Below are 24625 nucleotides of genomic sequence, written 5' to 3' on the forward strand. Positions count from 1 at the left end.
CGCCGCCCGGAGCTCACCATGCACCCCCTCAAGGCACACGTCTGCGCCCCGCCGCCCGGCCAACTGAGCGAAGGCCCAGTCTGGAACCCCCAAACCCAAGAACTCCTCTGGGTGGACATCCGCGCCGGCCAAATCCACCGCGCCACCCTCACCGCCACCCCCGCTCGCACCCGATCGACCGCCGGTTCCGTCGACCGGACCGATCCCGCAACCCTCACCCACGGCACCCCCGACCTCCTGCACCGCGGCACGATCAGCCTCACCCCACCGGTCAGCGCGGTCCTGCCATGCGCCTCGGGCGCGCTGCTGGCGACGATGGGGGACACCATCTTCCGCATCGACGGCACCGGCGGTAACGGCAGCGGCGCCGATCTCGCCGCCCTCGCGACCGTGGCGCTGCCGGACGACGGTGTGTACCGGCGTTTCAATGACGCCAAGGTGGATCCGCGCGGGCGGTTGCTGGCGGGCACCATGGCCGAGACGACGGACGGGGCCGGCAGCGCTGAGCTCTACCGCCTCGATCCGGACGGCACACTGACCACCCTGCGTACGGGCGTCACCATTTCCAATGGGCTCGGTTGGAGCCCGGACGGTCGCACGCTCTATTACGCCGACAGCCCAACCCATCGCGTCGATGCCTTCGACTATGACCTCGAGACCGGAACCTTCAGCGCCGGGCGCCCGTTCGCCCACTTCGAGGACGGCGAGCCCGACGGTCTGACCGTCGATTCCGAGGGACGGGTATGGGTCGCGGTGTGGGGTGCGGGGCAGGTGCGCGCGTTCACGCCCTCCGGGCAGTTGCACGCGACCATCGACGTCGGTCCGTCGCAGGTGTCGAGTTGCACGTTTGCGGGGCCGAATCTCGACGTTCTGGTGATCACGACCGCTGCTGAAGGCGAGGCGGCTCGTGAACCGAATGCGGGGCGTCTCTTCGCCTGTGTGCCAGGGGCTATCGGGCTACCCGCGACGCTCTTTGCCGATGAGAAGGTGGTGATTGCCGATGCCCGCTGATTCTCCTGAGGACGTACAGGTCTCCATTGATCCGTTGAATCCTGAGGTTCCGGTGATCGCCATTCTGCGTGCGCCGACGGCGGACAGGTTCCCCGAGGTGACTCGCGTGCTGCACGAATGCGGCATTACCGCGGTGGAATTCACGCTCAACTCGGCCGGGGCGCTGGATGCCATACGGGAGTGTGCCGGGTTCGCGCATTCGGTGGGGGCCGGGACTGTATTGACTGCCAAGGATGCGGAGCTCGCTGTGGAGGCGGGTGCCGCGTATCTGATCACGCCGGCGGTCATCGACGAAGTGATCGCCGAGGGGAGGCGGCTGGGGGTGCCGGTTATCTCGGGGGCGTTGACGCCCACGGAGATTCATCGGGCGTGGACCTTGGGCAGCAGCATGGTGAAGGTGTTTCCGGCGGCGATCGGCGGGCCGGAGTACATCAAGGCCGTTCGTGCGCCGCTGCCGGATATTCCGCTGGTGCCCACCGGCGGGGTGGGGCTCGGGGAGGCTCGCGCGTATCTGGATGCGGGGGCCAAGGCGCTGGGGATGGGGTCACCGCTGGTCGGGGATGCCTGTGTCGGTGGGGATCTCGAGGCGCTGCGGGAGCGGGCCCTCCTCGTGCGGGACCAGCTGTCATGAGGGGCGGACTGGTAACGCTCGGGGAGGCGCTCGGGGTGGTGGCGGCCACCGAGGCCGGGCCGTTGGCGCCCAGGGCGGCGATGCGGATGGATTTCGCGGGCGCGGAGGCGACCGTCGCGGTGGGCGTGCGCAGGCTCGGGCACGAGAGTGCGTGGATCGGCAGCCTGGGCGGGGATGCGGTGGGACGCATGGTCTTCGACCGGTTGCGGGGAGAGCGGGTGGACGTTTCGTCCTGTCGGGTCGACCCGGAGCTGCCTACCGGGCTGATGCTGCGCGAGCGCCGAACGGCCGATCGCACACGCGTCACCTATTACCGGCGTGGCTTGGCAGGTTCGCGGCTGGCGGTGGATCAGATCGATGCCGCGCGGATCGCGGCGGCGGGCGTACTGCACATCACCGGAATCACACCCGCCCTGAGTGATTCGGCTCGGGCCGCGGTCGATCTGGCCGTCGGGATCGCGAGCGATGCGGGCGTCCCGGTATCGCTGGACGTCAACTATCGCAGCGCCCTGTGGTCTCCGGCCGAGGCTGCCGCCGAGCTGTCGAAACTGGTGTTGCGCGCCGACCTGGTCTTCGCGGGTTTGGACGAGGCGGCCCTGCTGCTGCGGAGTGATTCCGTATCCGAGGACGTAGCGGCGGTGGCCGAATCGCTTGCCGCCCTGCGCCCTTCGCAGGTGGTGCTCAAGCTCGGCGCCGAGGGTGCCGTGGCCTGGGCCGACGGCGAGCTGTTGCGGCAGCCCGCGCTCTCGGTGACCGCAATCGACCCGATCGGAGCCGGAGACGCGTTCGTCGCCGGTTACCTCGCGGGCCTGCTCGACGGCGAATCCGTTTCGGAGCGTTTGCGATTGGCCGCGATCTGCGGCGCGTTCGCCGTATCAGTGTCCGGGGATTGGGCGGGTTTGCCGTATCGGCACGAGCTCGGGTTGCTCGACGGAGCCGATGTTCAGCGATGAGGACGAAGGGGAAGAGGATGAGTCGGCTGGTGGACAGGGTCGCGGTGGTGACCGGGGCGGCCTCGGGAATCGGGGCGGCCACGGCGTTGCGACTGGCGGCCGAAGGTGCGGCGGTGGTCATCGCCGATATCGATGAGGCCGGGGGAGAGGAGGTGGCGGAGAAGATCAGGGCGACGGGTGCCCAAGCGGAATTCCAGCGGTGCGATGTGACGCTGGAGGAATCGTGGGACGGGCTCCGGGCGCGGGTCAACGAGCGCTTCGGGCCCTTGGACTTCCTGTGCAGCAATGCTTCTCACCAGGAAATCATTCCGGCGCACGAGCTGAGCAGACGCCAGTGGGACGACGGCCTGGCGGTCAACCTCACGCCGCTGTTCCTGGGCCTGCGCGCCTTCATCGACGACTTGCGTTCCCGCCGAGGCAATGTCGTCGCCGTGTCCAGCGTGCACGCCCAGTTCGGGCTGCCCGGATACCCGGTCTACGCGGCCGCAAAAGGCGGGCTGACCGCCCTGGTGCGCCAGCTGGCGGTCGAGTACGGACAGGATCGGATCCGCGTGAATGCCGTCCTGCCCGGCCCCATCCTCACCCCGGTCTGGGACGACGTCGACGCCGAAGGCCGCCGATTGTCCGCTCGCGCAACAGTTCTGGATCGATTGGGCGACCCCGAAGAGGTGGCGTCGGCCATCGCCTTCCTCGCCTCCGATGACGCCTCTTTCATTACCGGCGCGAACCTGGTCGTCGACGGCGGCTGGAGCGTGCGAAAGGAATCCCGGTGAAAATCACCGCACTCACCACGTATCTGGTCGCGCCCCGCTGGTGCTTCCTGCGCATCGACACCGATGAGGGCGTCACCGGCTGGGGCGAACCCGTGATCGAGGGCCGCGCCCACACCGTCGCCGCCGCCGTCGAAGAACTTGCCGATTATCTGATCGGCAAGGACCCGATGAGCATCGAGGCGCACTGGCAGACCCTCACCAAGGGCGGCTTCTATCGCGGCGGCCCGATCCTGTCGAGCGCGGTCGCGGGCATCGACCAGGCGTTGTGGGACATCACCGGCAAGGCCCTCGGCGTCCCGGTCTGGCAGCTGCTCGGCGGTGCCGTGCGCGACCGGGTCCGTGTCTACAGCTGGATCGGTGGCGACCGCCCCGACGACGTGGCCGCCGCCGCGAAGGAGCGAAAGAACCAGGGCTTCACCGCGATCAAGATGAACGCCTCGGCGGAACTGGAGCCCATCGACACCGCGCGCGCGACCCTCGACATCGTCGACCGGGTGGCGGCGGTGCGGGAGGCGACCGGCGACGAGTTCGATATCGCCGTCGACTTCCACGGCCGCCTGTCCGTCGCCATGGCCCGGCGCGTGCTGCCGTTGCTCGAGCCGTACCTGCCGTTCTTCGTCGAGGAACCGCTGGTGCCGGAAGCTGGTGCACGCCTGAGTGAGATCACCAGCGCCACAAGCATTCCCATCGCCACCGGTGAGCGCCTGTTCTCGCGCTGGGACTTCCTCCCGGTCCTGGAAAGCGGTGTGGCCGTCGTCCAACCGGACCTCTCGCACGCGGGCGGCATCTCCGAGGTCCGCCGCATCGCCGCCCTCGCCGAGGCCCGCGACGTCGCCCTGGCTCCGCACTGCCCCCTCGGCCCGATCGCGCTCGCCGCTAGCTTGCAGGTCGGCTTCGCCACCCCGAATCTGCTGATCCAGGAACAGAGCCTGGGCATCCACTACAACACCGGCTCGGATCTGCTCGACTATCTCATCGACCCAACGGTTTTCGACTACCGCGACGGCCACGTCGGCCCGCTCCACGAACCGGGCCTGGGCATTCGCGTCGACGAGCGAGCCGTGGCCCGCGCCGCCGAGACCGGCCACCGCTGGCGCAACCCGATCTGGCACCGCAAGGACGGCTCGCTCGCCGAATGGTGATCACCGCCCCGGCGCAAATACCGGGAACTGATTCGTCGGCCGCGCCGCGGCCTCCTGCTCGGCACGCTCCTTCGCCATTTCGACGCGATAGCCGACCACCACGGTCCCGACCAGCGCCGCCGAAATGATCCCCTCCGCAATGAAGAAAGACGTGAAATCGATGATCGACCCGATCGGCGCGCCGCCCGGCACCGCGTTACGCAACGGCACCAGCGCGAAAAGCAATGCGCCCATCATGGATACGGCCGGGAACATCAGACCGCGCCTGCCCGACAACACGTAATAGCAGGCGATCGCGGCGGCCAGCGACAGACCCAGCATCAGAACCATGATGAAGATCGCGAACACCAGCGTCGGGATGGACCGGCTGGCGTGCAGCCCGAGGTCGATACCCTCGTCGGAATTGGATTCCGGCGCCTCGCTCACCGCGAAGAGGGTGTCGCCGCTGGCCACCGTGGCCGCGGTCGGCAGCCGCTTGTCGCCGCTGAACACGTCGAAGGCCAGCACCGCGTCATAGGCGTCGAACGGGTAGTCGGTGAGCGTGCCCTCCACCACCACCTTCACCTCGGCGGCCGAGATCGGTTCGCCCGCCTTGATTTTGATCGGATCGGCCTTGAGCGCCGAGGTGTAGAGCAGCGCGTCGGAGGCGAAATGGCCGTTCTTGTCGGCCAGCGCGCCGCGCGGAGTGGCCAGCACCTCGACCGTGGCGGTCTGGGTGGTGGGATCGATCTTGCCGACCCAGATGCCCAGATCCACCCGATCCTTGACCGCGGTATTGCCGAAGGGATGCGAGGCCTCCGCCCGGGTGCGGCCGACCTCGTAGGTGGACAGCGCGAGCACCAGGCCCACGATGAGCGCCGCCGCGATCGCGACCAGCCACAGCGGGCCGCGGCGTTTCTGCTGAATTCCGTGTTGCACGCGGCGAACCTATCGGCGCGGACATCAACGATCGATCAGGAATCCATCACGGCGCGACCGGTGCGCGCGGGCATGATCGATTACTGATCGGCGCGTGATTTCGGGCGTGCTGTATTGAGTCCCATGGCTTTCCCGTACCCGTCCGCGACTCCGCCCGCGGCCGCCCAGCAGCGCAGTCTGGGCTATTTCATCTTCCTCAGCCGCTGGCTGCAGCTGCCGCTGTACGTGGGCCTGATCGTGGCGCAGGCCGCCTACGTGTGGCAGTTCCTGCGTGAGCTCTGGGAACTCGTGCACGGGCTGTTCAAGGAGGGCAATGCCGAGACCAGCATCATGCTCTCGGTGCTGGGGCTGATCGACGTGGTCATGATCTCCAACCTGCTGATCATGGTGATCGTCGGCGGGTACGAGACGTTCGTGTCGCGGCTGCGCATCGACGGGCATCCGGATCAGCCCGAATGGCTGGCGCAGGTGAATGCCAATGTGCTGAAGGTGAAGCTGGCCATGTCGATCGTCGGCATCTCCTCGATCCACCTGCTCAAGACGTTCATCTCCATCACCACCGACGCCAACCCGGGCGAGCACTCGGCGCGCTACCTGTGGCCGGTGATCATCCACCTCGCGTTCGTGATCTCGGCGGTGCTGCTGGCCTGGATCGACCGGATCATGCCGCACGCCGCGCACCGGGACAGCCACGGCGCTTCGCACGCGACGGCGCCCGGCCACGGGGTGGCACTGGCGCACGGGGCGCAGCACAACGGCGATCAGTCGGGCTTCCGCACCCACTGAGCGGATCGATCCGCTAGGTCAGCGGGTGGTGGCGGAGGAATTCGATGGCGTCGGGGTACTGCTCGAGCGCCTTGGCGGCCGCCGCTTCCTCGGCGTCGCAGAGGCGTTGGTAGCCCGCCTCGTCAGCATCGGTGGCGTGGGAGCGCAGGGTTTCGAGGGATTCGACGGCGTCGCGGTGGTCGCCGAGGACGCCCTGGAGGCGTTTGGCCTTCTTGCCGAGTTCCTCGGCGGGCTTGCCGAGGACGGCGGTGGCGGCCTCGGCGGAGTAGCGAAGTCGCTTGGCGGCCTTGCGGATGTCGTGCAGGTGCTCGACGCGTTCTTCCTCGCTGAGGCTGGGTTCCTCGCGGACCAGGCGGCGCAGTTCCCGGAAGTCGTGGCGCAGCACCGCGGCGAAGACGTCCTCGGCGGGCTTGTCGGCCTGGGAGGTGCGCAGCGGGGCGTCGCTGGTCAGACCAGCTAGCCGGTCGAGCAGGCTGCGGTAGCGGCGGGTGTCGAAGGCGTCCACCACCGCGCGATGCGCCCCGGCGTAGAAGCGGCGCTCGTCGGCCACCAGCTGCGCGCCGAAATCCTTTCGGGGCGGCGACTTCTCACCCAGCGGCACGGTCTTCTCGTCGAACGGCGCGCCGGTGTCGCCCAGCAGCGTCGCGAACCGCTCCGCCCGCACCTCGGCATCGCGCGCCACCCCGAGCAGCCCGGCCAGCCAGCGCAATTCGTCGGTGATCTCGCCGACCGGCTTGCGCCGCAGCAACCGGCGATAGGACTTCAGGATGCTGCGCAGGCGCCGGGTCGCCACCCGCATCTTGTGCACCGAATCCGGAAGGTCTTCGCGCACATCGGGTTCGGCCGTACACAGCCGGTCCACATCGGCGGCTACTGCGTCGACCAAGGCGGGACCGGCTGCGGTACTCATCTACGTCCTGTACTTGTCCGTGGCTTCCACCAGATGGTGGGTGATGCCGGTTTCGAGAGCGGCGTGGCCGGCGTCGGGCACCAGGTGCAATTCCGAACCGGGCCAGGCCTTGTGCAGATCCCAGGCGCTGGTCGCCGGGCACACCACGTCGTAGCGGCCCTGCACGATCACACCCGGAATGTGGGCGATGCGGTCGATGTCGCGCAGCAGCTGGCCCTCGTCGAGGAAGCCGTGGTTGACGAAATAGTGGTTCTCGATGCGCGCGAAGGCCAGCGCGAAGCGCGGATCGGCGGTTTCGGCGACCCGATCCGGTTGGGGCAGCAGGGAACTCGTGGCACCCTCCCAGGTCGACCACGCGACGGCCGCGTCGGTGGCAAGGGCGGCATCGGGGGAGTGCAGCAGGCGGTGGTAGACCTCGACCAGATCTTTTCCGCGTTCGGCTTCCGGCACCGGCGCCAGGAATTTCTCCCACTCATCGGGATACACGTATCCCGCGGAGCCATTGTAGTACCAATCGATTTCCTTGCGCCGCAACAGGAATATCCCGCGCAAGACCAATTCGGTGACCCGGTCCGGATGGGTCTGCGCGTAGCTCAGGGCCAGCGTCGAACCCCACGAACCGCCGAACACCAGCCAGCGCTCGACGCCCAGATGCGTTCGCAGCCTTTCGATATCGTCGACCAGATGCCAGGTGGTGTTGTGCTCGAGGCTCGCGCCGTCGGCGATGTGCGGCGTGGACCGCCCGCAACCGCGCTGATCGAACAGCACGATGCGGTACGCCTCCGGATCGAAGAACTGCCGGTGATACGGCGCGGTGCCGCCGCCCGGGCCGCCATGCAGGAACACCGCGGGCTTGCCGTCCGGGTTGCCGCTCACCTCGTAGTAGAGGTGCTGGCCGTCACCGACATCGAGCATGCCCTGCTCGTAGGGTTCGATCGGCTGGTACAGGGTGCGCATCAGCCGGCCACCAGCCCCGCGGACAGGTTCGGGATCTCGATCGCGGACAGCGCCTGATCGCGCACATCCGGGCAGGCCTGGGTGGTGACCCGGTCGGCCACGCCGCGCTCGTTGGGCAGGAACAGCCCGTTCTCCGCGGCCCACTGGATGACGGTCGCGTTCAGCGAGACCTTGTCCATGGTCGGGGTCTGCACCCGCCAGTCCGAGAGCTGCGGCCGAATCAGGTCGCACAACCGCTTGGCCGCGGCATCGGAGACGGTCAGTCCCGGCCCGGCGTTCGCCGACGTGGTCGGCGCACCGCTGGTGCTCGGCTGCCCCGTCGTCGAGCTCAACCCCGAGGACGAGCCCTTCGGCTGCGCCGATCCGGTCGAGGAGTTGTCCCCGCAACCCGCGGTCAACGCCACGACGGCCACCGCGCCCACCAGCACCGGCGCCCGTCGCACCCAGCGACTCATTCCACGATCCATGAACTTCCCTTTGGTCGATCCAGCTCGTTGGCTACCGAGTCTGCCACCAAAATCCCGTGGTGGGCCGAACGGGCAAGGGGCGAATATGCCTCAATAGCCGACCGCTATCGACAATCGACAAGAGAAACGCCCCCGCGGTTGTCCGCGGGGGCGTTCGATTCACTGCGAGGCGGGTCGGCTCAGTAGCTGTGCTCCGGGCCGGGGAACACTCCACGCCGCACCTCATCCGCGTAAGTGGCCGCGGCCGTACGCAATTGGCCGCCCACATCCGCGAACTGCTTGACGAACTTGGCGGTCTTCCCGCCGGTGTAGCCCACCATGTCCTGCCAGACCAGCACCTGCGCATCGCATTCCACGCCGGCCCCGATGCCGACGGTCGGAATGGTCAGCTTGCGCGTGACCTGCCCCGCCAGCTCGGCGGGCACCATCTCCATGACCACGGAGAAGGCTCCGGCCTCCTGCACCGCGATGGCGTCGGCGACGAGCTGCTCGGCCCCGTCACCGCGCCCCTGCACCCGGAACCCGCCCAGCGTATTGACGCTCTGCGGGGTGAACCCGATATGCGCCATCACCGGAATCCCGGCCGCGGTCAGCTTGTGAATGGTGTCGGCGACCCGCTCACCACCCTCCAGCTTCACCGCGTGCGCGCCGCCCTCCTTCATGAAGCGCACCGCCGTCGCCAGCGCCTGCTCCGGCGAGGACTCGTAACTGCCGAACGGCAGATCCGCCACCACCAGCGCGTGCGGCGCACCCCGCACCACGCCCCTGACCAGCGGAATCAGCTCATCGACGGTGATCGCCACCGTCGTGTCATACCCGTACACCACGTTCGCGGCCGAATCCCCGACCAGCAGGACCGGAATCTCCGCCTCTTCGAACAGCCGCGCGGTCGAGTAGTCGTAAGCGGTCAGCATCGACCACTTCTCACCCGCCTGCTTCATCTGCTGCAGATGCTGCACTCGCGTCTTCCGTCGAGCGGGAGTTTTCGGTGCCGCGGCCCCGTACACAGACGTTTCCGCATCGGATACGGACATCATCGTCCCTTTCGTCGTTTCCTCGAGGCCCATACCGGGTCCCCGGGCTGTCATGACGCCCCCAAGTCTGCCATTCCCCCGCTCACCTGGCCGATGCAATTGCTCACACCCGCGCTGGAGCGCGGTGACCCCCGGCTCCGCGAAGGTCTCCCGATCGACGGAGCAGGCCGAGACCGCCATCACAACTTTCCTTCTCCAGGGAAGGGGGCCTGTTCCTACGCAATCGCGCCTGTGCCGGCCGGCGTGATAGCTACACCGTTGCCGGACAATGCATTCCGAACCCGGACGCCCGCGAAACCCGGGGCTTGTCCACGAACCGCCGCGATGGTGTCGTGATCTAGGCGGAGCACGGCGAGAAGGAGTGTTGGTGGAGGGTCTGGCGCGGGACGGGGAGTGGCGAGCGGAACTGACGAAGGAGTTGCTGGGCTACTTCGGGTCGATGGCCGAAATCGAATTGTCGCCGGATGATGACATCTTCGCGCTGGGGCTGGTGAATTCGCTGCGGGCGCTGGAGATCGTGGTGCACGTGGAGAGCACCTACGGGATCACCGTGGAGGTCGATGATCTCGAGCTCGACAACTTCCGCAGCGCCGCGCGGGCGGCGGACTTCGTGACCCGCAAGCGGGGCGGGGTCGGCCCCTCGTGATAGCGGTGGACGAACTCGTGCGGGCCGCGGACCGTGACGCGGCGCGGTGGGATCGGGACGGACTGCCCGACGAGATGATCGAACTCGCGGCCGCGGGTGGGCTGCTGGGCGCGGATCGGCCCGCGTCCTTCGGCGGTGCGGGACTCGATGCCCTGGAGCTGGGCCGATTGGCCGCCACGCTCGGGCAGGCGTGCACCAGCCTGCGCTCGCTGCTGACCGTGCACGGCATGGTGGCCGCCGCGGTGGACCGGTGGGGGACGCCCGCGCAGCGCGAGGCGTGGCTGCCCCGGCTCACCGCCGGTGCGGTCATTGCCGCGCTGGCGGCGACCGAATCGGGAGCGGGAACCGAGTTGTCCGCTGTCGCCACCACTTTCGAGACCGACGGCACCGATGTCCTGGTGTCGGGCACCAAGCTGTGGGTGACCTTCGGTCAGCGTGCCGACGTCTATCTCGTGCTCGGCCGAGCGCCGGGCGGGCTGTGTGCCGCGCTGGTGGACCGGGACCGGCCCGGCGTCGGCGTGGAACCCGCGGAGAGCGGACTCGGATTGCGCGGCGCGCGCCTGGCGACCGTCCGGTTCGACCAGGTGCGCATACCCGCCGCCCAGCTGATCGCTCCCCCGGGATTCGGGCTGTCCCATGTCCTCGGCACCGCTCTGGACCACGGCCGCTACACCGTCGCCTGGGGTGGTGTCGGGCTGGCCCGCGCCTGCCTCGCCGATGCCGCCGCGCACGCGGCCACCCGCGTCCAGGGCGGCACCGCGCTGGCCGAACATCAGTTGATTCGCGCCGCGCTCGGTCGTAGCTGGGCGGAAGTGGAAGGCGCGCAGGCCCTCTGCGAACGTGCCGCCGAGGCGCGGATGCAGGGCTCGCCGCAGGCGCTGATCGCCACCATTACCGCCAAATACGCCGCCGCCGGTGTCGCGGCCGGAGTGAGCGAACGGGCCGTACAGGTGCTGGGCGCGGCGGGTTGCGCGCCGGACAGCCGGATCGGCCGGTTCTACCGCGACGCCAAGGTCTTGCAAATCATCGAGGGAGCACAGGAGGTCGCCGAGGTGACCATGGGCGAGCACGTCATGCGGGGTGCGCGGGCATGAGCGAACGTGTACTACTGGGTCCGGTCGCGACCTGGTTCCCGGACCCGATCGCCGAGGTCGCGGCGCTGGCGGAACTGGCCGAACTGCCCGCCAAACGCCGCGAACACGCGCTGGCCCTGGGCATCGACACGGTCCGCGTCGCCGACGGCATGACCGAGGTCGATCTGGCCGCCGAGGCGGCGCGCGCGGCGCTGGACGAGGCCGGTCTCGTGGCGGCCGACCTGGACGCGCTGATTCTGGTGACCGGCCGCGCGCCACAGTATCTGCTGGCTTCGGAGGCGACCCGGCTGCAGCACCGAATCGGCGCGGCCCGCGCGTTCACCACGGCGGCCGGGGACCTGGGGTGCGTATCCGTCTCCGCCGCACTGACTCTCGCCGCGGGCCTGGTGCGAGCGGACGCCCACTGCCGCAATGCGCTGGTGGTCACCGCCGCGAAGACGCCGACCCGCCATCGCTACCGCGCCCCCATGACGCTGCTCGGCGACGGCGCCGCCGCGGTGCTGGTCACCACCTCGGGTCCGGGTCGCTGGGAGTTCGTCGACCAGATCGTGCGCAGCGAAGGCAAATACGCGGACCTGTTCCGCATCGACTACCGCGATATCGGCTCCGGTGACTGGATCGAGGAGTGTTCCGACGAGTCCACCTACTCGTTTCGGCTCGCGGTCGAGAGCAAGAAGCGATTCGACGCCATCATTCCGGAACTGCTGGGCCGCAATGGTGTTCACGCGGACGCGGTGGGGCAGGTCCTCATGCAGAACCTCTCGGCGGGCGCCTTCGCCTTCTGGGAGGAGGCCCTGGATCGTGTGGTGGACAAGGTCTGCCGGGTCAATCTCGCGGCCTACGGCCACCTGGGCTCGATGGACATGCTGGTCAATCTGGAGGCCGCCGCGCCCACTCGTACGCCCGGTGACCACGCGCTGCTGTTGAACAGCAGCCCGGTCGCCGCGTGGAGCGCCGGCCTGCTGCGGAGGGTGTGATGGCGGCGATAGTGAAATGCCTGGTCTGGGACCTGGACGACACGGTATGGCCCGGCGTGGTGCTGGAATCGGACGGCGGTGCGCCGAAACCGGAAGTGCTGCGGACGCTTCGGGCGCTGGACGAGCGCGGCATCCTGCATGCCATCGCGAGCCGCGGCGAACCAGCGGCTGCCACAGCGCATTTGCGCGCGCACGGTATCGAGGACATGTTCTCGGCCGTCGAGATCGGCTGGGGTCCCAAGTCGGAGGCGGTGCGCAGGATCGGCGAGGTGCTCGATATCGGCCGGGATGCCATCGCGTTCATCGACAATGATCCCGTCGAACTGGCCGAGGTCGCCGCGGCCTACCCCGAGGTCCGGCGCTATCCGGCCGACCGGATCGCGGAACTGCCTGATCTTCCCGAATTCACCCCGTCCGCAGTGACATTCGAGGCGAGCCGGCGCCGGTCGCTGTATCGCGCCGAGCGCGACCGCAAGGCGTCGGAGGCCGAATTCGACGGCTCCAACGCGGATTTCCTGGCCTCGCTGGGCCTGGTCATGACCGTCCGCGCGGCCACCGAGGCCGATCTGGTGCGCGCCCACGAGCTGACCGAGCGCACCCACCAGCTCAATACCACCGGCGTCACCTTCGATCTCGACGAGCTGCGGGCACTGTGCGCGTCCCCGCGGCACGAGGTGCTCATCGCCTCCCTGACCGACCGATTCGGCGGCTACGGCACCATCGGGCTGGCCGTGACCGAACGACGCGGCGAGGATGCGGTGCTGCTCCTGCTGCTCATGTCCTGCCGGGTCATGTCACGCGGCGTCGGCACGGCCCTCATCGCGGAGGTGGTCCATCGTGCCCAGGCGGCCGGGTTGCGCCCGGCGGCGGAATTCCTTGCCACACCGCTGAATCGGGTCATGCTGGTGACCCTGCGTTTTGCCGGGTTCGAGGTGGTCGAGCAGGACGGTGACCGCATCCTGCTCGCCTGCGGCGTGCCCGCCGAAAGCATCGGCGGCACCGGACATGTCGAGGTCCTCCGATGAGCGTGGATCTGCTCGACGGCCTGCACCGCCAGTTCGAGCGAGTGCCCGATCGGCTCGCGATCGTGGTGGGGGAGCGCTCGCTCACCTATCGCGAACTCGACACCGAGACAGCGGCTCTCGCCCGGCGACTGCTCGCCGCCGGGGTGCGGCCCGGGCAGACGGTCGTCATTTACCAGCAGCAGAACCTGGGCACCGTGGTCGGCATGATCGCGGCCCTGCGCGCGGCCGCGGCCTGGTGCGTCATCGAACCCGGCCACGGCGGTGAATCCACGCTCGGCGAGGTGCTGCGGGCGCTGGACTGCGGCGCGGTGATCATCGACGGCTGCGATCCGCTCACCCCGGGCGATGCGGCGGCCGCGCTGTCGGACGCGGCGAACGGTCCGGCGGTGATCGACACCGCGGCACAGGCGGATTCATCGGAGACAGCGCTGCCCGGTCCGCCGCCGCGCCGAGCGCCCGCCTATGCCATCACCACGTCCGGCTCCACCGGTGTGCCGAAAGTGGTGGTGGTGTCCCGCGCCAACCTCGCCGCCCGGATCGGCTCCCGCGACGATTCACCCGCCGACGGCGAGCTGGTCACCTTCTCGGCCATGCGGCTGATCTGGGACGGTTCCCTGCTGGGCGTGGTCTGGCCGCTCGCGGTCGGCGGCACCGGCGTGTACCCCGATGCCCGGATGGCGCGCGATGTCGATGCCGTCACCGAACTCGCTCGCAGCCGGGGTGTTTCGCATTTCATCGCGACGCCGTCGTTCTACCGGCCCGCGCTGTCGCGGCTGGCGCAGCCCTGGCCGCGGCTGCGGACGGTGATCCTGATGGGTGAGGCGGTCCCGCCGCACCTGGTGGACGTGCACCGCGCGACGCTGCCCGCGGTGGCGCTGCACAACGAGTACGGTCCCACCGAGGCGACGATCACCTGCATCGGCCCGTACGTCGCGGAGATGCCGAGACCGATTGTCCCGATGGGAAAACCGGCTGCGGGCACCACCGCTCATCTCCTCGACGACAAGCTGCGTCCGGTGGAGTCCGGCACTCGCGGCGACCTCTACCTCGGCGGCGGACAGATCGCCGACGGCTACGCGGCTCGTCCCGCACTGACCGCGACGCGATTCGTGGCCGACCCGTTCGCCACCGAACCCGGTGCGCGCATGTACCTCACCGGCGACCTCGCCGTGGCCGACGCCGGCGGCGACCTCGAATTCCACGGTCGCGCCGACACTCAGGTGAAGGTCCGCGGTGTGCGGATCGAGCGCGGTGCGGTGGAGTCGGTGCTGGAACGCCATCCCGCCGTACGAGAGGCGGCCGTCCTTCCGGTCACCGATGCCGACGACTCGGTATACCTGGCCGCCTTCTGGGCGCCGCTGGACGATACGGCCGCCTCGCCGGCATCGAGCGCGCTGGCCGGACACTGCGCCGAACACCTCGTCCCGGAGGCGGTTCCGGCCCGCTTCGTTCTCGTCGACGCCCTGCCCATCACCCCGGGCAGCGGCAAGCTCGACGAGGCCGCGTTGCGCGCGCTGCTTGCCGAACCCGGTGTCGCGCGGTCGGTGTCGCGCGAGGGCTGGACCGAGACCGAGCGCGACCTCGGTGAGATCTGGTCGGCGGTGCTGCTGCACGACGAATTCGAGCGCACCGACCGCTTTCTCGACGTGGGCGGGAACTCCAATCGCCTGGTGGCCCTGCACATGCGGCTGGAGGCGCGCTGGCCCGGCGCGATCTCGGTGGGTCTGCTGTTCGATCTGGACACCGTCGCCGCGCAGGCGAACGCCCTGCTCTCGCAACCGGCTCTGCCCACGGATCCGACCCGGCCCGCCGATCCGGCACAGTCCGCCGCGGCGGACGTCCCCATGGCATTCGAGGTGTGAAGGACATCGTGACCGAACCTGCTCTACGCGACGACGATATCGCCGTCATCGGCATCGGCGCACGCTTCCCGGACGCGGCGAACCTGGCCGAGTTCCGCGAGAACCTCGCGGCCGGAAGGGATTCCATCGGGCCCATGCCCGAGTCGCGGGCCGTGGCGACCGGCCTGGACCGCCGCGTCCGCTACCTGCCCATGGGGCATCTCACCGATATCCACACCTTCGACTACGCATTCTTCGGACTGTCCAAACGCGAAGCGTCCCTGATGGATCCGCAGCAGCGCATCGCGCTCGAACTCGCGCACCGGGCGATCGAGGACGCCGGATACGCACCCGCCACCCTGCGCGCGGCCACCACCGCGGTGGTGTTCAGCGCACCGCTGCCCAGCTACCACGCCATGGCCGTCGACCCCGGGCCCCTCGCCATGCTGGGCACGCTGCCCTTCGGCGTCCCCGCGCGCATCGCGCACCTGCTCGGTTTCGACGGCCCCTGCTATGCGGTCGACAGCGGCTGCAATGCCTCCCTCATCGCCGTCCACCACGCCTGCCGCGAATTGCGGGACGGCGACGCCGATTACGCGCTCGCGGGCGGCGTCAGTGTCCGATCCCACGGCGCTCCGGACTGGGCCGCGCACACCATGACCGAGATCGGTTCACCCGGCAGCCAGGTCCGCGCCTTCGACGCCGACGCCGACGGCACGGTGCCCGGCGAGGGCGGGGCGGCGCTGCTGCTGACCACCCTCGCGCGCGCCCGCGCCGACCGCGCGCCGATCCACGCGGTCATCCGGGGCAGCGCCGTGCTGCACAACGGGCATGCCGCGGTCACCATCAGCACCCCGAGCGCGGCCGCGCAGGCCCGCGTCATCGCGCGCGCCTGGCGCAAGGCGGGCGTCGAACCGCGTGCTGCCGGATATCTCGAGGCTCACGGCTCGGCCACCCGGCTCGGTGATGCCGTCGAACTGGAGGGCCTGCGCGCCGCCTTCGCCGATCGCGCGAGCACGCTCCCGATCGGCTCGGTGAAGACCAATATCGGGCACCTCGATCACGCGGCCGGCGTGGCCGGTCTGGTGAAGGCGATCCTGTCGGTCGCCGACGGGCAACTGTTCCCCTCACTCCATTTCGACCGTCCCACCGGCGATCTCGACCTGGCGGCGGCCAAGCTCGAGGTGATCGTCCGGCCCAGACCGTGGCCCGGCGCGGGGCCGCGCCTGGCCGGTGTGAGCTCCTACAGCCTCGGCGGCGCCAATGCCCACTGCGTCGTGCAGCAGGCCCCGGCGGCGTCTCCGCGGCCGGAGGCGGATGCGGGTGAAGCCGGTCGAATGCCGCGGCTCATCGGGGTTTCGGCACGGACACCGGCCGCGCTCGCGGAGCTGTGCGGCGCGCTGGCGGAGGCCGTGCGCGAGGACGCGACCGATCTCACGGACGTGGCGTACACACTGGGCGTAGGCCGCGCGCACTTCGGCCACCGCGTCGCGGTATGTGCCGGCAGCACAGCGGAGTTGGCGAAGCTGCTCGAAACACGCTGCAGCGCCGTCGATCCGGATGGCGCACCGCCGGTGCCGCCGCGCGTGGCGTTGTTGCTCTCGCCGGGCGCCCTCCCCGCCGGACTTAGCGGTTCCGAACTGCCCGAACAGTTGCCCGCGAACGGAGAGGTCGCCGAGGTGCTGGCGGCGCAGCTCGCCGCACACGATCGGCTGTACGCCGGTGGGATTCGGTTCGCCGCGGTGCTCAGCGGGGGAGCGTCGAAGTTCGCGGCCCGCTATCTGCTCGGCGCACGGGAGCCGGTCGAGGCGGGCGAACTGGCCGCGGCCGCGCAGACACCCGCGGTGGACCGGTCGCGGCTGCTCGCGGCGGCGGAAGCGCTGTTGCGGGATGGTCCGGTGGTCTTCGTCGATCCCAGTCCGGATGGTGTGCTCGGACGCCACCTCGCCGCGGATCTCGCGGGACACGCGGCGGCGGAAATCCTCTTCGGTACCACCGATTCCGCAGCGGTACTCGGCATTCTGGGCCGACTCTACGAGCGTGGCCTGGAGTTGGACTGGGCGCGGGTGCACGACGGCGACGGTCGCAGGACGCGACTGCCCGGGCATCCGCTGCACGGCACCCGCTGCTGGGTCGATCTGCCCCATGCGGCGCAGCAGCCCGCGATCACCACCGAGGCGGTCGAGCCCGTCACCGCACCCGAGCATCCGGTCTCGGACGCGACCGAATGGCTGCGTCGTGTCCTGCGCGAACTGCTGCACGCCGAGACCGAAATCGGCCCGGATGACGACTATTTCGACGTCGGCGGCAACTCGATCATCGCGGTGCAGCTGGTCGAGCGGGTGGAGGAGGCCTTCGGTTTCCGGCCGAAACTGCTCGACGTGTACGAGCGGCCCAAGGTGGCCGAATTCGCCGACCTGCTGCGGGACCGAGCCCGCCCGGCACGCGAGGCGCGGCAGGCCTTGCCCGGCCTGCCCGCCATCACCCGTACCGATGAGCTGGTCATGTCGCCCGGGCAGGAACGAATGTGGTTCCACCATCAGCTGGTCCCCGACACGACGCTCTACAACTATCCGGTCGTCAACGTGCTGCGCGGACCGGTCGACGTGGATGCGGTCAAGGGCACGTTCGAGGATTTCGCGGAGCGGCACGAACCGCTGCGCTACAACCTCGTCGAGGTCGACGGCATGCCGGTGGTGCGCGTGCGTCCGGCCCTCGGTGAATTCTTCCGAATGGTCGATGCCTCGGATGCCGCCGATCCGGTCGCCGTGGCGCGCGGCCTGATCCGGGCGGCCGCCGTCCGGCCCTTCGATCTGGGCCGCGATCCCCTGGTGCGGGTGCTGCTGGTCAAGCTGACCCCGGATATGCATGTGCTGCAGGTGGTGTGTCATCACTGCGTCACCGACGGTCAGACGCCGGGAATCCTGGCCCGCGAGATCCCCGTGCTCTATGCCGCCCGGCAGGAGGGCCGCACCGCCGAGCTGGAACCGCTGCCGATCCGGTATCGGGACTACGCGCGCTGGCACCGCGACCTGCTCGACTCGGGCGTACTCGACCATGAGCTCGACTACTGGAGGCACCTGCTGGCCGACGCGCCGAAACTGCGGCTGCCCACCGATTTCCCGCGTCCGGCGCGCAAGACGTTCGCCGGTGAGCTGGAGCCGTTCCCGGTGTCGGCGGCGCTGCTGGCCGCGGCCCGCGCGGTCGCGAAGCGGGAGTCGGTGTCGCTGTTCGTGGTGCTGCTGTCGGCCTTCTATCTGCTGCTGGCCCGGCGCAGCGGGCAGCGGGACCTGATCATCGGCACCCCGACCACCGGCCGCACCCGCCGCGAGCTGGAAGGTCTCATCGGCTTCTTCAACAGCACCGTGGCCCTGCGCGCCAACCTGTCCGGTCCCGCGACCCTGGCCGATCTGCTCGAGCGGGTGCGCGGAATCGTGCTGGGCGCGTTGGAGAATCAGGAGATCCCATTCGAACGGGTGGTCAATGCCCTCGACGATCAGCGCGACCTGTCGCGCACCCCGATCTTCGACGTGCTCTACGTCCACCAGGATCTCGCCGGCGCCGGAGCGGTCAACCCGTTCGGCGGCGGGGACCTGGAGTTCTTCGACGCCGACCACTCCGTCCACAATGCCTTCGGCGGATTGCCGCCCGGCACAGCGAAATTCGATCTCAGCCTGATCACCTACGATCGCAGCGACGACCACGACATGCTGGCCTGCTTCGAGTACAGCACCGAACTGTTCACGCAGCGCACCGCGGCGGGGATCGCGGCGACGTATCTGGAGATCCTCACCGAGGTCGTGGAGTCGAGCCCGGATCGGTCGATCGACGAACTGCTGTCCCCCGAACCGTCGGCCGTCGCGGCAGTGTCCGCGGAAGATGCCGTGGCGCTGGATATTCCGACCGACCGCCCGCGTGGCAGCGGATCGGCCCGGTACACACACGCGGCAGTGGGTGCGCGCCTGGACACCGTCCCGAGTGATGCGGACCTGCTGGCGGCCTGGGCCGCGCTGCTGAGCTGGTACTCGGGTTCGGATGAGGTGGTGATCGGCTCGGCGCGCGGCGTCGCCCGAATGGATTTCGCCGATGAGCCCACCGGGACCGAGCTGCTGGACCGAGCCGTCGTGACGTCGGCCGCGCCGGGGACGGTCCCCTCCGTCATCTGGTTCGGTGACATGCCGCCGGACACCGCGGAACTGGGGCTGGGCCGGACGCCCGGCGATCACGCGGTCCTGCAATTGATCTATGCCACCGAACTTTTCGACGATTCCACCGCGCAGCAGATGCTCACGGATCTGACCCGGCTGCTGCGCGGCCTGCTGGAGACGCCGAACGAACCCGTGTCGGAGTTGGCGATGCGCGCCATCGCGGAAGCGGAGGTGACCCGATGACCGGAGTCGTAGCGGTGATCGGTGCGGGCACCATGGGCGCGGGCATCGCACAGTGCCTCGCGCAGGCCGGATGCGATGTCATTGTGGTCGAACCGGATCCGGCCGCCGTGGACCGCGCGCGTCGCGGACTGAACGAGGCGGTCCGGCTGGCGCTGCTGCTGGGCCGCGGCGACCGGCGCACGGCCCTGGAGGCCGCCCGCCGGGTGCGCTGGACCGACCGCATCGACGATCTCGCGGAGGTGGGGTTCGTCATCGAGTGCGCGGTCGAGCGGATCGAGTTGAAGGAGCGGCTCTTCGCCGAACTCGATCGCGTCTGCCCGCCCGAGGCCGTGCTCGCCTCCGCGACCTCGGCCATCCCCATCGCCCGGCTGGCCGCCGCGACGGGCCGTCCCGACCGCGTGCTCGGCCTGCACTTCATGAACCCGGCCCCGCTCACCGACACGGTGGAAGTCGTTCGCGGAGAACAGACTTCGGACGAAACCATGGCCCGTGCCACCGACCTGCTCGCCGCCCTCGGCAAGGAAGCCCTGATCGTCGGCGACCGTCCCGGCTTCGTCATCAACCGCCTGCTCATGCTGAGCATCGCGCAGGCCGCCGCCACCCTCGACGCCGGCACGGACGCCGCCACGGTGGACGCCCTGTTCGAACGTTGCCTCGGCCATCGCATGGGACCGTTGCGCACCGCCGATCTGATCGGCCTGGACAACGTCGCCGACACCATCGAGGTGTTGCGCCGCGAGACCGGCGAGGACCACTACCGCATTCCGCCCGCCCTCGCGACGCTCGTCGCCGCGGGCCATTTCGGTCGCAAGACCGGACAGGGATTTCATGACTATCGTTGAGCCCACCCGCATCGCGACCGTCACGCCGCGGGTGCCGAGCGATGCGCAACGCGCCGCTCTCACGGCCGGTGATCACTACGTCGATCTCTACGTCGAGTTGGTCGGCGCACCGGACGCGCGGGCGCTGCGCCGGGCGATCGACACCGTGATGACCGAATGCCCGGTGCTGCACAGTGTGTTCCGTACCGACGGCGGTGCGATCCAGGTCCACGAGAATCAGCCCGTGGTGACCGCCGCGCTCAGCGTCGACGGGACCGATCCGGACGGCGTCGTGACCGAGTGGATCACTCGGGAACGCGGGTGGCCCATGGATGTCGCACACGGGCCGCTGTACCGGCAGGCCGTCTTCGAGTTCCCGGACGGCCGTCTCGGCTGGTACCAGCGCTATCACCGGCTGGTCAACGATCAGCCGGGAACCCTCGCGCTGCTCGCCCGGGTGCGTGACGTCCTGGATTCGGAGCGGAACGACGAAGAGCACCTGGCGCCGGGCTCGAATCCGCCGTTCGGCTCGATGGCGGAGCGGTTGGAAAACGAACGCCGATACCGCGAATCGGGTGCGTGGTCCGCCGACCGGGACTACTGGGAGCAGACCCTCGCGGACGCCGTCCGGCCCGAAACTCCCGTGGCGGCTCTCGCGCCTTCCCGTTCCGGCGCTCCGGTCTGGGCGTCGGTGGGTGCCTCGGCCGAACTCGCCAGGGCCGCGCGGGTGTGCGGGGCCGGCGCGCCCGGGGTCATGCTGGCAGCGCTGGCCGTCTACGCGGCACGCCTGGCATCCACGGGGGAGTGCGTGGTCGCCCTCGATACCGGGGAAACCGCTGTGCCACTGCGAATCCAGGTATCGGCGCAGGCCGGGTTCTACTCGATCGCCAAGCAGGTCGGCAGGGAGTTGCGTAAGGCGCGGCGGCTCAGGTTCATTCCCGATATCGATGAGCCGTGGGCGGATTCGCCGGTGCACGGACAGTGGCCCCTCAGCGTGCGCATGCTCGGCGGAGCCGCCGTCGACGGTCTCGGCACCGCAAAGGTGAGCGAATGGCGCGGGGACGGCGACGAGTTCACCGTCTGCGTCGACGATCAAGCGGCCGGTGGCTGGCGAATCGCCCTTCCGGGAGCGCATCGTGCGCACCGGGATCGATTGATTCGACTGCTGGAACACCTGGTCGGGCAGCCGCATACGCCCGTCGCCCGGATCGATGTGGCCACATCGGACGAGATCGAGCATCTGGTCGGGACGCCGCCCGCCGAACCGGCCTCCACGACCCTCGCCGCGCTGTTCGCAGCGCAGGCGGCCCGGTCACCGGAGTCGTCGGCGATTGTCGGTCCAGGAGTCCAGCTGACCTATGCGGATCTCCACCGGGCATCGAATCGATTGGCGCGCAGGCTGATCGATCTCGGGGCAGGTCCGGAGCACGTGGTGGCGCTCGCCTTCGGGCCGTCGGTCGAGCAGATCATCGCGGTGCACGCGGTACTCGCCACCGGTGCCGCATACCTGCCGCTGGAGCCCGAGCATCCGCGGTCACGCCACGCTCAGGTGCTCGAGCTCGCGCAGCCGGTGTGTGTACTCACTACCGCCCGCGACGGCTTCGAGATTGCCTCGACGGAGGTCTTGCGTATCGATGAGCTGGATCTGTCCTGCTACTCGGATGCGCCTGTCACCGACGCCGACCGCAGCGCGCCGCTACGGCCGGAAAACCTTGCGTACGTGCTGTTCACCTCCGGTTCCACCGGTCAGCCCAAGGGTGTGGGCGTCACCCACGCGGCGGTGTGCGCTCATCTCGCCTGGATGCAGCACCTGCACCGGCTCGACGGCACCGACGCGATCGTGCGCAAGACCGCACTGACCTTCGATGTGTCGGCGTGGGAAGTATTGTGGCCGTTCACCGTCGGCGCCCGGCTCGTGGTCGACGAGTCCGGCGCGCACGGCGATCCGGCCGAACTGGCACAGGCGATCAGCGAATACGGCGTCACCACTGTGCAGTTCACGCCGAGCATGCTCGCGGCGTACCGGCAGACGGTGCCCGCGCCGATGGCCTCGAACGTGCGTCGCGTACTGCTCGCCGGTGAGGCGCTGCCGCCCGCCCTGGCCGCGGCCCTGCCCAGCATCGCCCCGACGGCCCGCTACGACAACCTCTACGGTCCGACCGAGGCGACGATCGCGGTCACTCGGCACGCGATCGGCCGCGAAGGCTCCGCCACGGTGCCCATCGGCGCACCCGCGTGGCAGGTCCGGGCCCATGTGCTCGACGCCTTCCTGCGGCCGGTCCCGGCGGGCGTGCCGGGCGAGCTCTATCTCGGCGGCGCGACGCTCGCGCGCGGCTATGTGCGCCGGGCGAGCCACACCGCGACGCGTTTCGTCGCCGACCCGTTCGGCGAACGGGGACAGCGGCTCTATCGCACCGGTGACATCGTGCGCTCGACCGGCCACGGCGAGCTGGAATACCTCGGCCGCCGCGACTTCCAGGTGAAGCTGCGCGGGGTGCGCATTGAACTCGGCGAGCTCGAATCGGTGCTCGCCGCACAGGAATCCGTCGCCCAGGCGGTCGCTGTGGTCGACAACCAAGCCGGTGGCCGTCTGATCGCCTATGTCACCCCGGCCGCGGGACACCGCATCGATCCGGCTGCCCTCGACGAGCGGTTGCGCACGATTCTGCCCAGACATCTGGTGCCCGCCGTGATCATCGGTCTCCCGGCGCTGCCGGTGAACCGGTCCGGGAAGCTGGACCGAAAGGCCCTGCCCGCGCCCCAGGTCGAGACGGCGGCCTTCCGGGCCCCGCGCACCGATACCGAGATCGCGCTTGCCGCAGCCTATTCCGAGGTGCTCGGCCGCGACCGTATCGGTGTGGACGATTCTTTCTTCGCGCTCGGCGGCGACAGCATCATGTCGATCCTGTTGGTGTCGCGAGCCCGCTCGCGCGGCATCGCGGTCACTCCTCAGCAGGTCTATGAGCATCGCACCGTCGCCCGCCTCGCGGTGATCGCCGAAACCGCTGGTGTGCAGGAGATTCCACTGCTCGCCGAACTACCGGGCGGCGGCGTCGGCGACATGCCGCTCAGCCCGATCCTCCGGTTCCTGGTCGAGCGTGGCGGCGACTTCCATCGCTTCTGCCAGTCCATGACCCTGGACCTGCCCGCCGGAATCGACCGGGGTGCACTGGTTTCCACGCTCACCGCGGTCATCGACCACCACGACATGCTGCGCTCTCGCCTCGACCGTGACGAGACGGGGGACTGGCGGGTGCGGGTGACTCCGCCCGGCAGCATCGACGTGGACTCCCTCATCCACCGGGTCACCTACGCCGCCGACCTCCCCACCGACGATCTCCGGGCACTCGCCGAATCCGAACTGAACGCGGCCGTCGACCGGATCGACCCCGCCCACGGCGCGATCCTGCGATTCGTCTGGCTCACACCGGATTCGGGCACCGCCCCCGGGATGCTCGTCATCGCCGCGCATCACCTGGCCGTCGACGGCGTCTCCTGGCGCGTCCTGCTGCCCGACTTCATTGCGGCCTGGGCGGCGGTCGCGGCGGGGAACACGCCGCAACTGCCCGCGGTCGGCACCTCCATGCGCCGCTGGGCGCACGCGCTCGTCGACACCGCACACACCGAGGCGCTCACCGCCGAACTGCCGCTGTGGCGCGAAATCGTCGAAGGCCCGGCACCCGCTTTCGGCGACCGCCGCTTCGATCCACGCCGTGACCTGGCCGCCAATGCCGTGCACACCCGCGTCGAACTCGACGAACGCGACACCGCGGCCATCCTCACCGCCATTCCGGACCGCTACCGGGCCCGCGTCGCGGACGCGCTGCTGACGGCGCTCGCACTGGCGGTGCTGCGCTGGCGATCCCGCCGCGGCGAGGACGAGCGGTCGGTGCTGCTGCGCCTGGAAGGCCACGGCCGCGATCAGGACGCGGTGCCCGGGACGGACCTGTCCCGCACCGTCGGCTGGTTCACCGCCATCGCCCCGGCCCGGCTGGATCTGACCGGCGTCGATCTCGACGACGCCTTCGGCGGCGGACCGGCCATGGGGATCGCCATCAAGACGGTCAAGGAACAGCTGCGGGCGCTGCCGCGCAACGGCTTCGGCTACGGCCTGCTCCGCTACCTCAACCGGGACACCGCGGCCGCGCTGCCGCCCGGCGAACCGGGCGAGATCTCGTTCAACTACTTCGGGCACATCACCGGGCTCGACCTTCCGGAGGAGCTCGCCGGAATCGGCTTCCTGCCCAA

Annotated in this window: 19 protein-coding genes; 14 read left to right on the forward strand and 5 right to left on the reverse strand. The window is 69.6% G+C overall.

Annotation, left to right across the window (positions count from 1 at the left end; all coding sequences use genetic code 11):
* The first annotated feature begins 18 nt into the window (after positions 1-18).
* The 5 genes from ON43_RS11125 to dgoD are packed head-to-tail and all read left to right on the forward strand — an operon-like array spanning position 19 to position 4510.
* Entirely contained in the window at positions 19-1011 is a 993-nt protein-coding gene (locus tag ON43_RS11125) for an SMP-30/gluconolactonase/LRE family protein (RefSeq protein ID WP_040806516.1), read from the forward strand.
* Positions 1001-1642 carry a bifunctional 4-hydroxy-2-oxoglutarate aldolase/2-dehydro-3-deoxy-phosphogluconate aldolase gene (locus ON43_RS11130; RefSeq protein WP_051178276.1) on the forward strand — a complete coding sequence of 214 codons (642 nt, stop codon included), beginning with the start codon at positions 1001-1003 and terminating at the stop codon, positions 1640-1642. The genes ON43_RS11125 and ON43_RS11130 overlap by 11 nt, the downstream gene beginning before the upstream one ends.
* Positions 1639-2595, forward strand: coding sequence for a sugar kinase (locus tag ON43_RS11135; protein ID WP_040806517.1), 957 nt, complete (start codon positions 1639-1641; stop codon positions 2593-2595). Before ON43_RS11130 ends, ON43_RS11135 begins: the two co-directional genes overlap by 4 nt.
* 17 nt (positions 2596-2612) lie before the next feature.
* Positions 2613-3368, forward strand: a complete 756-nt coding sequence (locus ON43_RS11140; RefSeq protein WP_083913320.1) for an SDR family NAD(P)-dependent oxidoreductase — start codon at positions 2613-2615, stop codon at positions 3366-3368.
* Positions 3365-4510: a galactonate dehydratase gene (dgoD, locus tag ON43_RS11145; RefSeq protein WP_040806523.1), complete on the forward strand. Its 1146-nt coding sequence runs from the start codon at positions 3365-3367 to the stop codon at positions 4508-4510. The genes ON43_RS11140 and dgoD overlap by 4 nt, the downstream gene beginning before the upstream one ends.
* On the opposite strand, the gene ON43_RS11150 is transcribed toward dgoD, so the two are convergent.
* The gene (locus ON43_RS11150) at positions 4511-5428 is read right to left on the reverse strand and encodes a DUF4436 family protein (protein ID WP_051178277.1); all 918 of its coding nucleotides are present in this window, start codon (positions 5426-5428) and stop codon (positions 4511-4513) included.
* A 123-nt stretch (positions 5429-5551) separates the two neighbouring features.
* Between ON43_RS11150 and ON43_RS11155 the strand changes: the two genes are divergently transcribed.
* Positions 5552-6214 (forward strand): TIGR00645 family protein, encoded by a 663-nt coding sequence (locus ON43_RS11155; protein ID WP_063712527.1) that lies wholly within the window; start codon positions 5552-5554, stop codon positions 6212-6214.
* 13 nt (positions 6215-6227) lie between these two features.
* On the opposite strand, the gene ON43_RS11160 is transcribed toward ON43_RS11155, so the two are convergent.
* From ON43_RS11160 to panB, 4 genes are all read right to left on the reverse strand, one after another.
* Positions 6228-7124, reverse strand: coding sequence for a CHAD domain-containing protein (locus tag ON43_RS11160; RefSeq protein ID WP_040806524.1), 897 nt, complete (start codon positions 7122-7124; stop codon positions 6228-6230).
* A complete protein-coding gene (gene pip / locus ON43_RS11165; RefSeq protein WP_040806527.1) occupies positions 7125-8081 on the reverse strand; it encodes a prolyl aminopeptidase in 957 nt (318 codons plus the stop codon).
* Complete coding sequence (locus tag ON43_RS11170; RefSeq protein ID WP_051178278.1) at positions 8081-8536, reverse strand: hypothetical protein; 456 nt, start codon at positions 8534-8536, stop codon at positions 8081-8083. The genes pip and ON43_RS11170 overlap by 1 nt, the downstream gene beginning before the upstream one ends.
* 191 nt (positions 8537-8727) lie before the next feature.
* Entirely contained in the window at positions 8728-9582 is an 855-nt protein-coding gene (gene panB / locus ON43_RS11175; RefSeq protein WP_040806580.1) for a 3-methyl-2-oxobutanoate hydroxymethyltransferase, read from the reverse strand.
* A gap of 367 nt (positions 9583-9949) precedes the next feature.
* On the opposite strand from panB, the gene ON43_RS43620 reads away from it, so the two are divergent.
* The 8 genes from ON43_RS43620 to ON43_RS11215 form a co-directional block, all read left to right on the forward strand.
* Positions 9950-10228, forward strand: coding sequence for an acyl carrier protein (locus ON43_RS43620; protein ID WP_245568543.1), 279 nt, complete (start codon positions 9950-9952; stop codon positions 10226-10228).
* Between the two features lie 5 nt (positions 10229-10233).
* Positions 10234-11322: an acyl-CoA dehydrogenase family protein gene (locus ON43_RS11185; RefSeq protein ID WP_040806530.1), complete on the forward strand. Its 1089-nt coding sequence runs from the start codon at positions 10234-10236 to the stop codon at positions 11320-11322.
* On the forward strand, positions 11319-12299 hold the full coding sequence (locus ON43_RS11190) for a beta-ketoacyl-[acyl-carrier-protein] synthase family protein (protein ID WP_040806533.1): 981 nt from the start codon (positions 11319-11321) through the stop codon (positions 12297-12299). The genes ON43_RS11185 and ON43_RS11190 overlap by 4 nt, the downstream gene beginning before the upstream one ends.
* On the forward strand, positions 12299-13324 hold the full coding sequence (locus ON43_RS11195) for an HAD-IIIC family phosphatase (RefSeq protein ID WP_040806536.1): 1026 nt from the start codon (positions 12299-12301) through the stop codon (positions 13322-13324). The genes ON43_RS11190 and ON43_RS11195 overlap by 1 nt, the downstream gene beginning before the upstream one ends.
* A complete protein-coding gene (locus ON43_RS11200) occupies positions 13321-15186 on the forward strand; it encodes a non-ribosomal peptide synthetase (RefSeq protein ID WP_040806539.1) in 1866 nt (621 codons plus the stop codon). Before ON43_RS11195 ends, ON43_RS11200 begins: the two co-directional genes overlap by 4 nt.
* A gap of 8 nt (positions 15187-15194) precedes the next feature.
* Positions 15195-19556, forward strand: a complete 4362-nt coding sequence (locus ON43_RS11205) for a condensation domain-containing protein (protein WP_040806584.1) — start codon at positions 15195-15197, stop codon at positions 19554-19556.
* Entirely contained in the window at positions 19553-20398 is an 846-nt protein-coding gene (locus tag ON43_RS11210) for a 3-hydroxyacyl-CoA dehydrogenase family protein (RefSeq protein ID WP_040806541.1), read from the forward strand. Before ON43_RS11205 ends, ON43_RS11210 begins: the two co-directional genes overlap by 4 nt.
* A partial coding sequence (locus tag ON43_RS11215; RefSeq protein ID WP_157513998.1) for a non-ribosomal peptide synthetase occupies positions 20385-24625 on the forward strand: 4241 nt, incomplete at its 3' end. The genes ON43_RS11210 and ON43_RS11215, both read left to right, overlap by 14 nt.

The sequence above is a fragment of the Nocardia concava NBRC 100430 genome (assembly GCF_000308815.1).
GTDB lineage: Bacteria > Actinomycetota > Actinomycetes > Mycobacteriales > Mycobacteriaceae > Nocardia > Nocardia concava.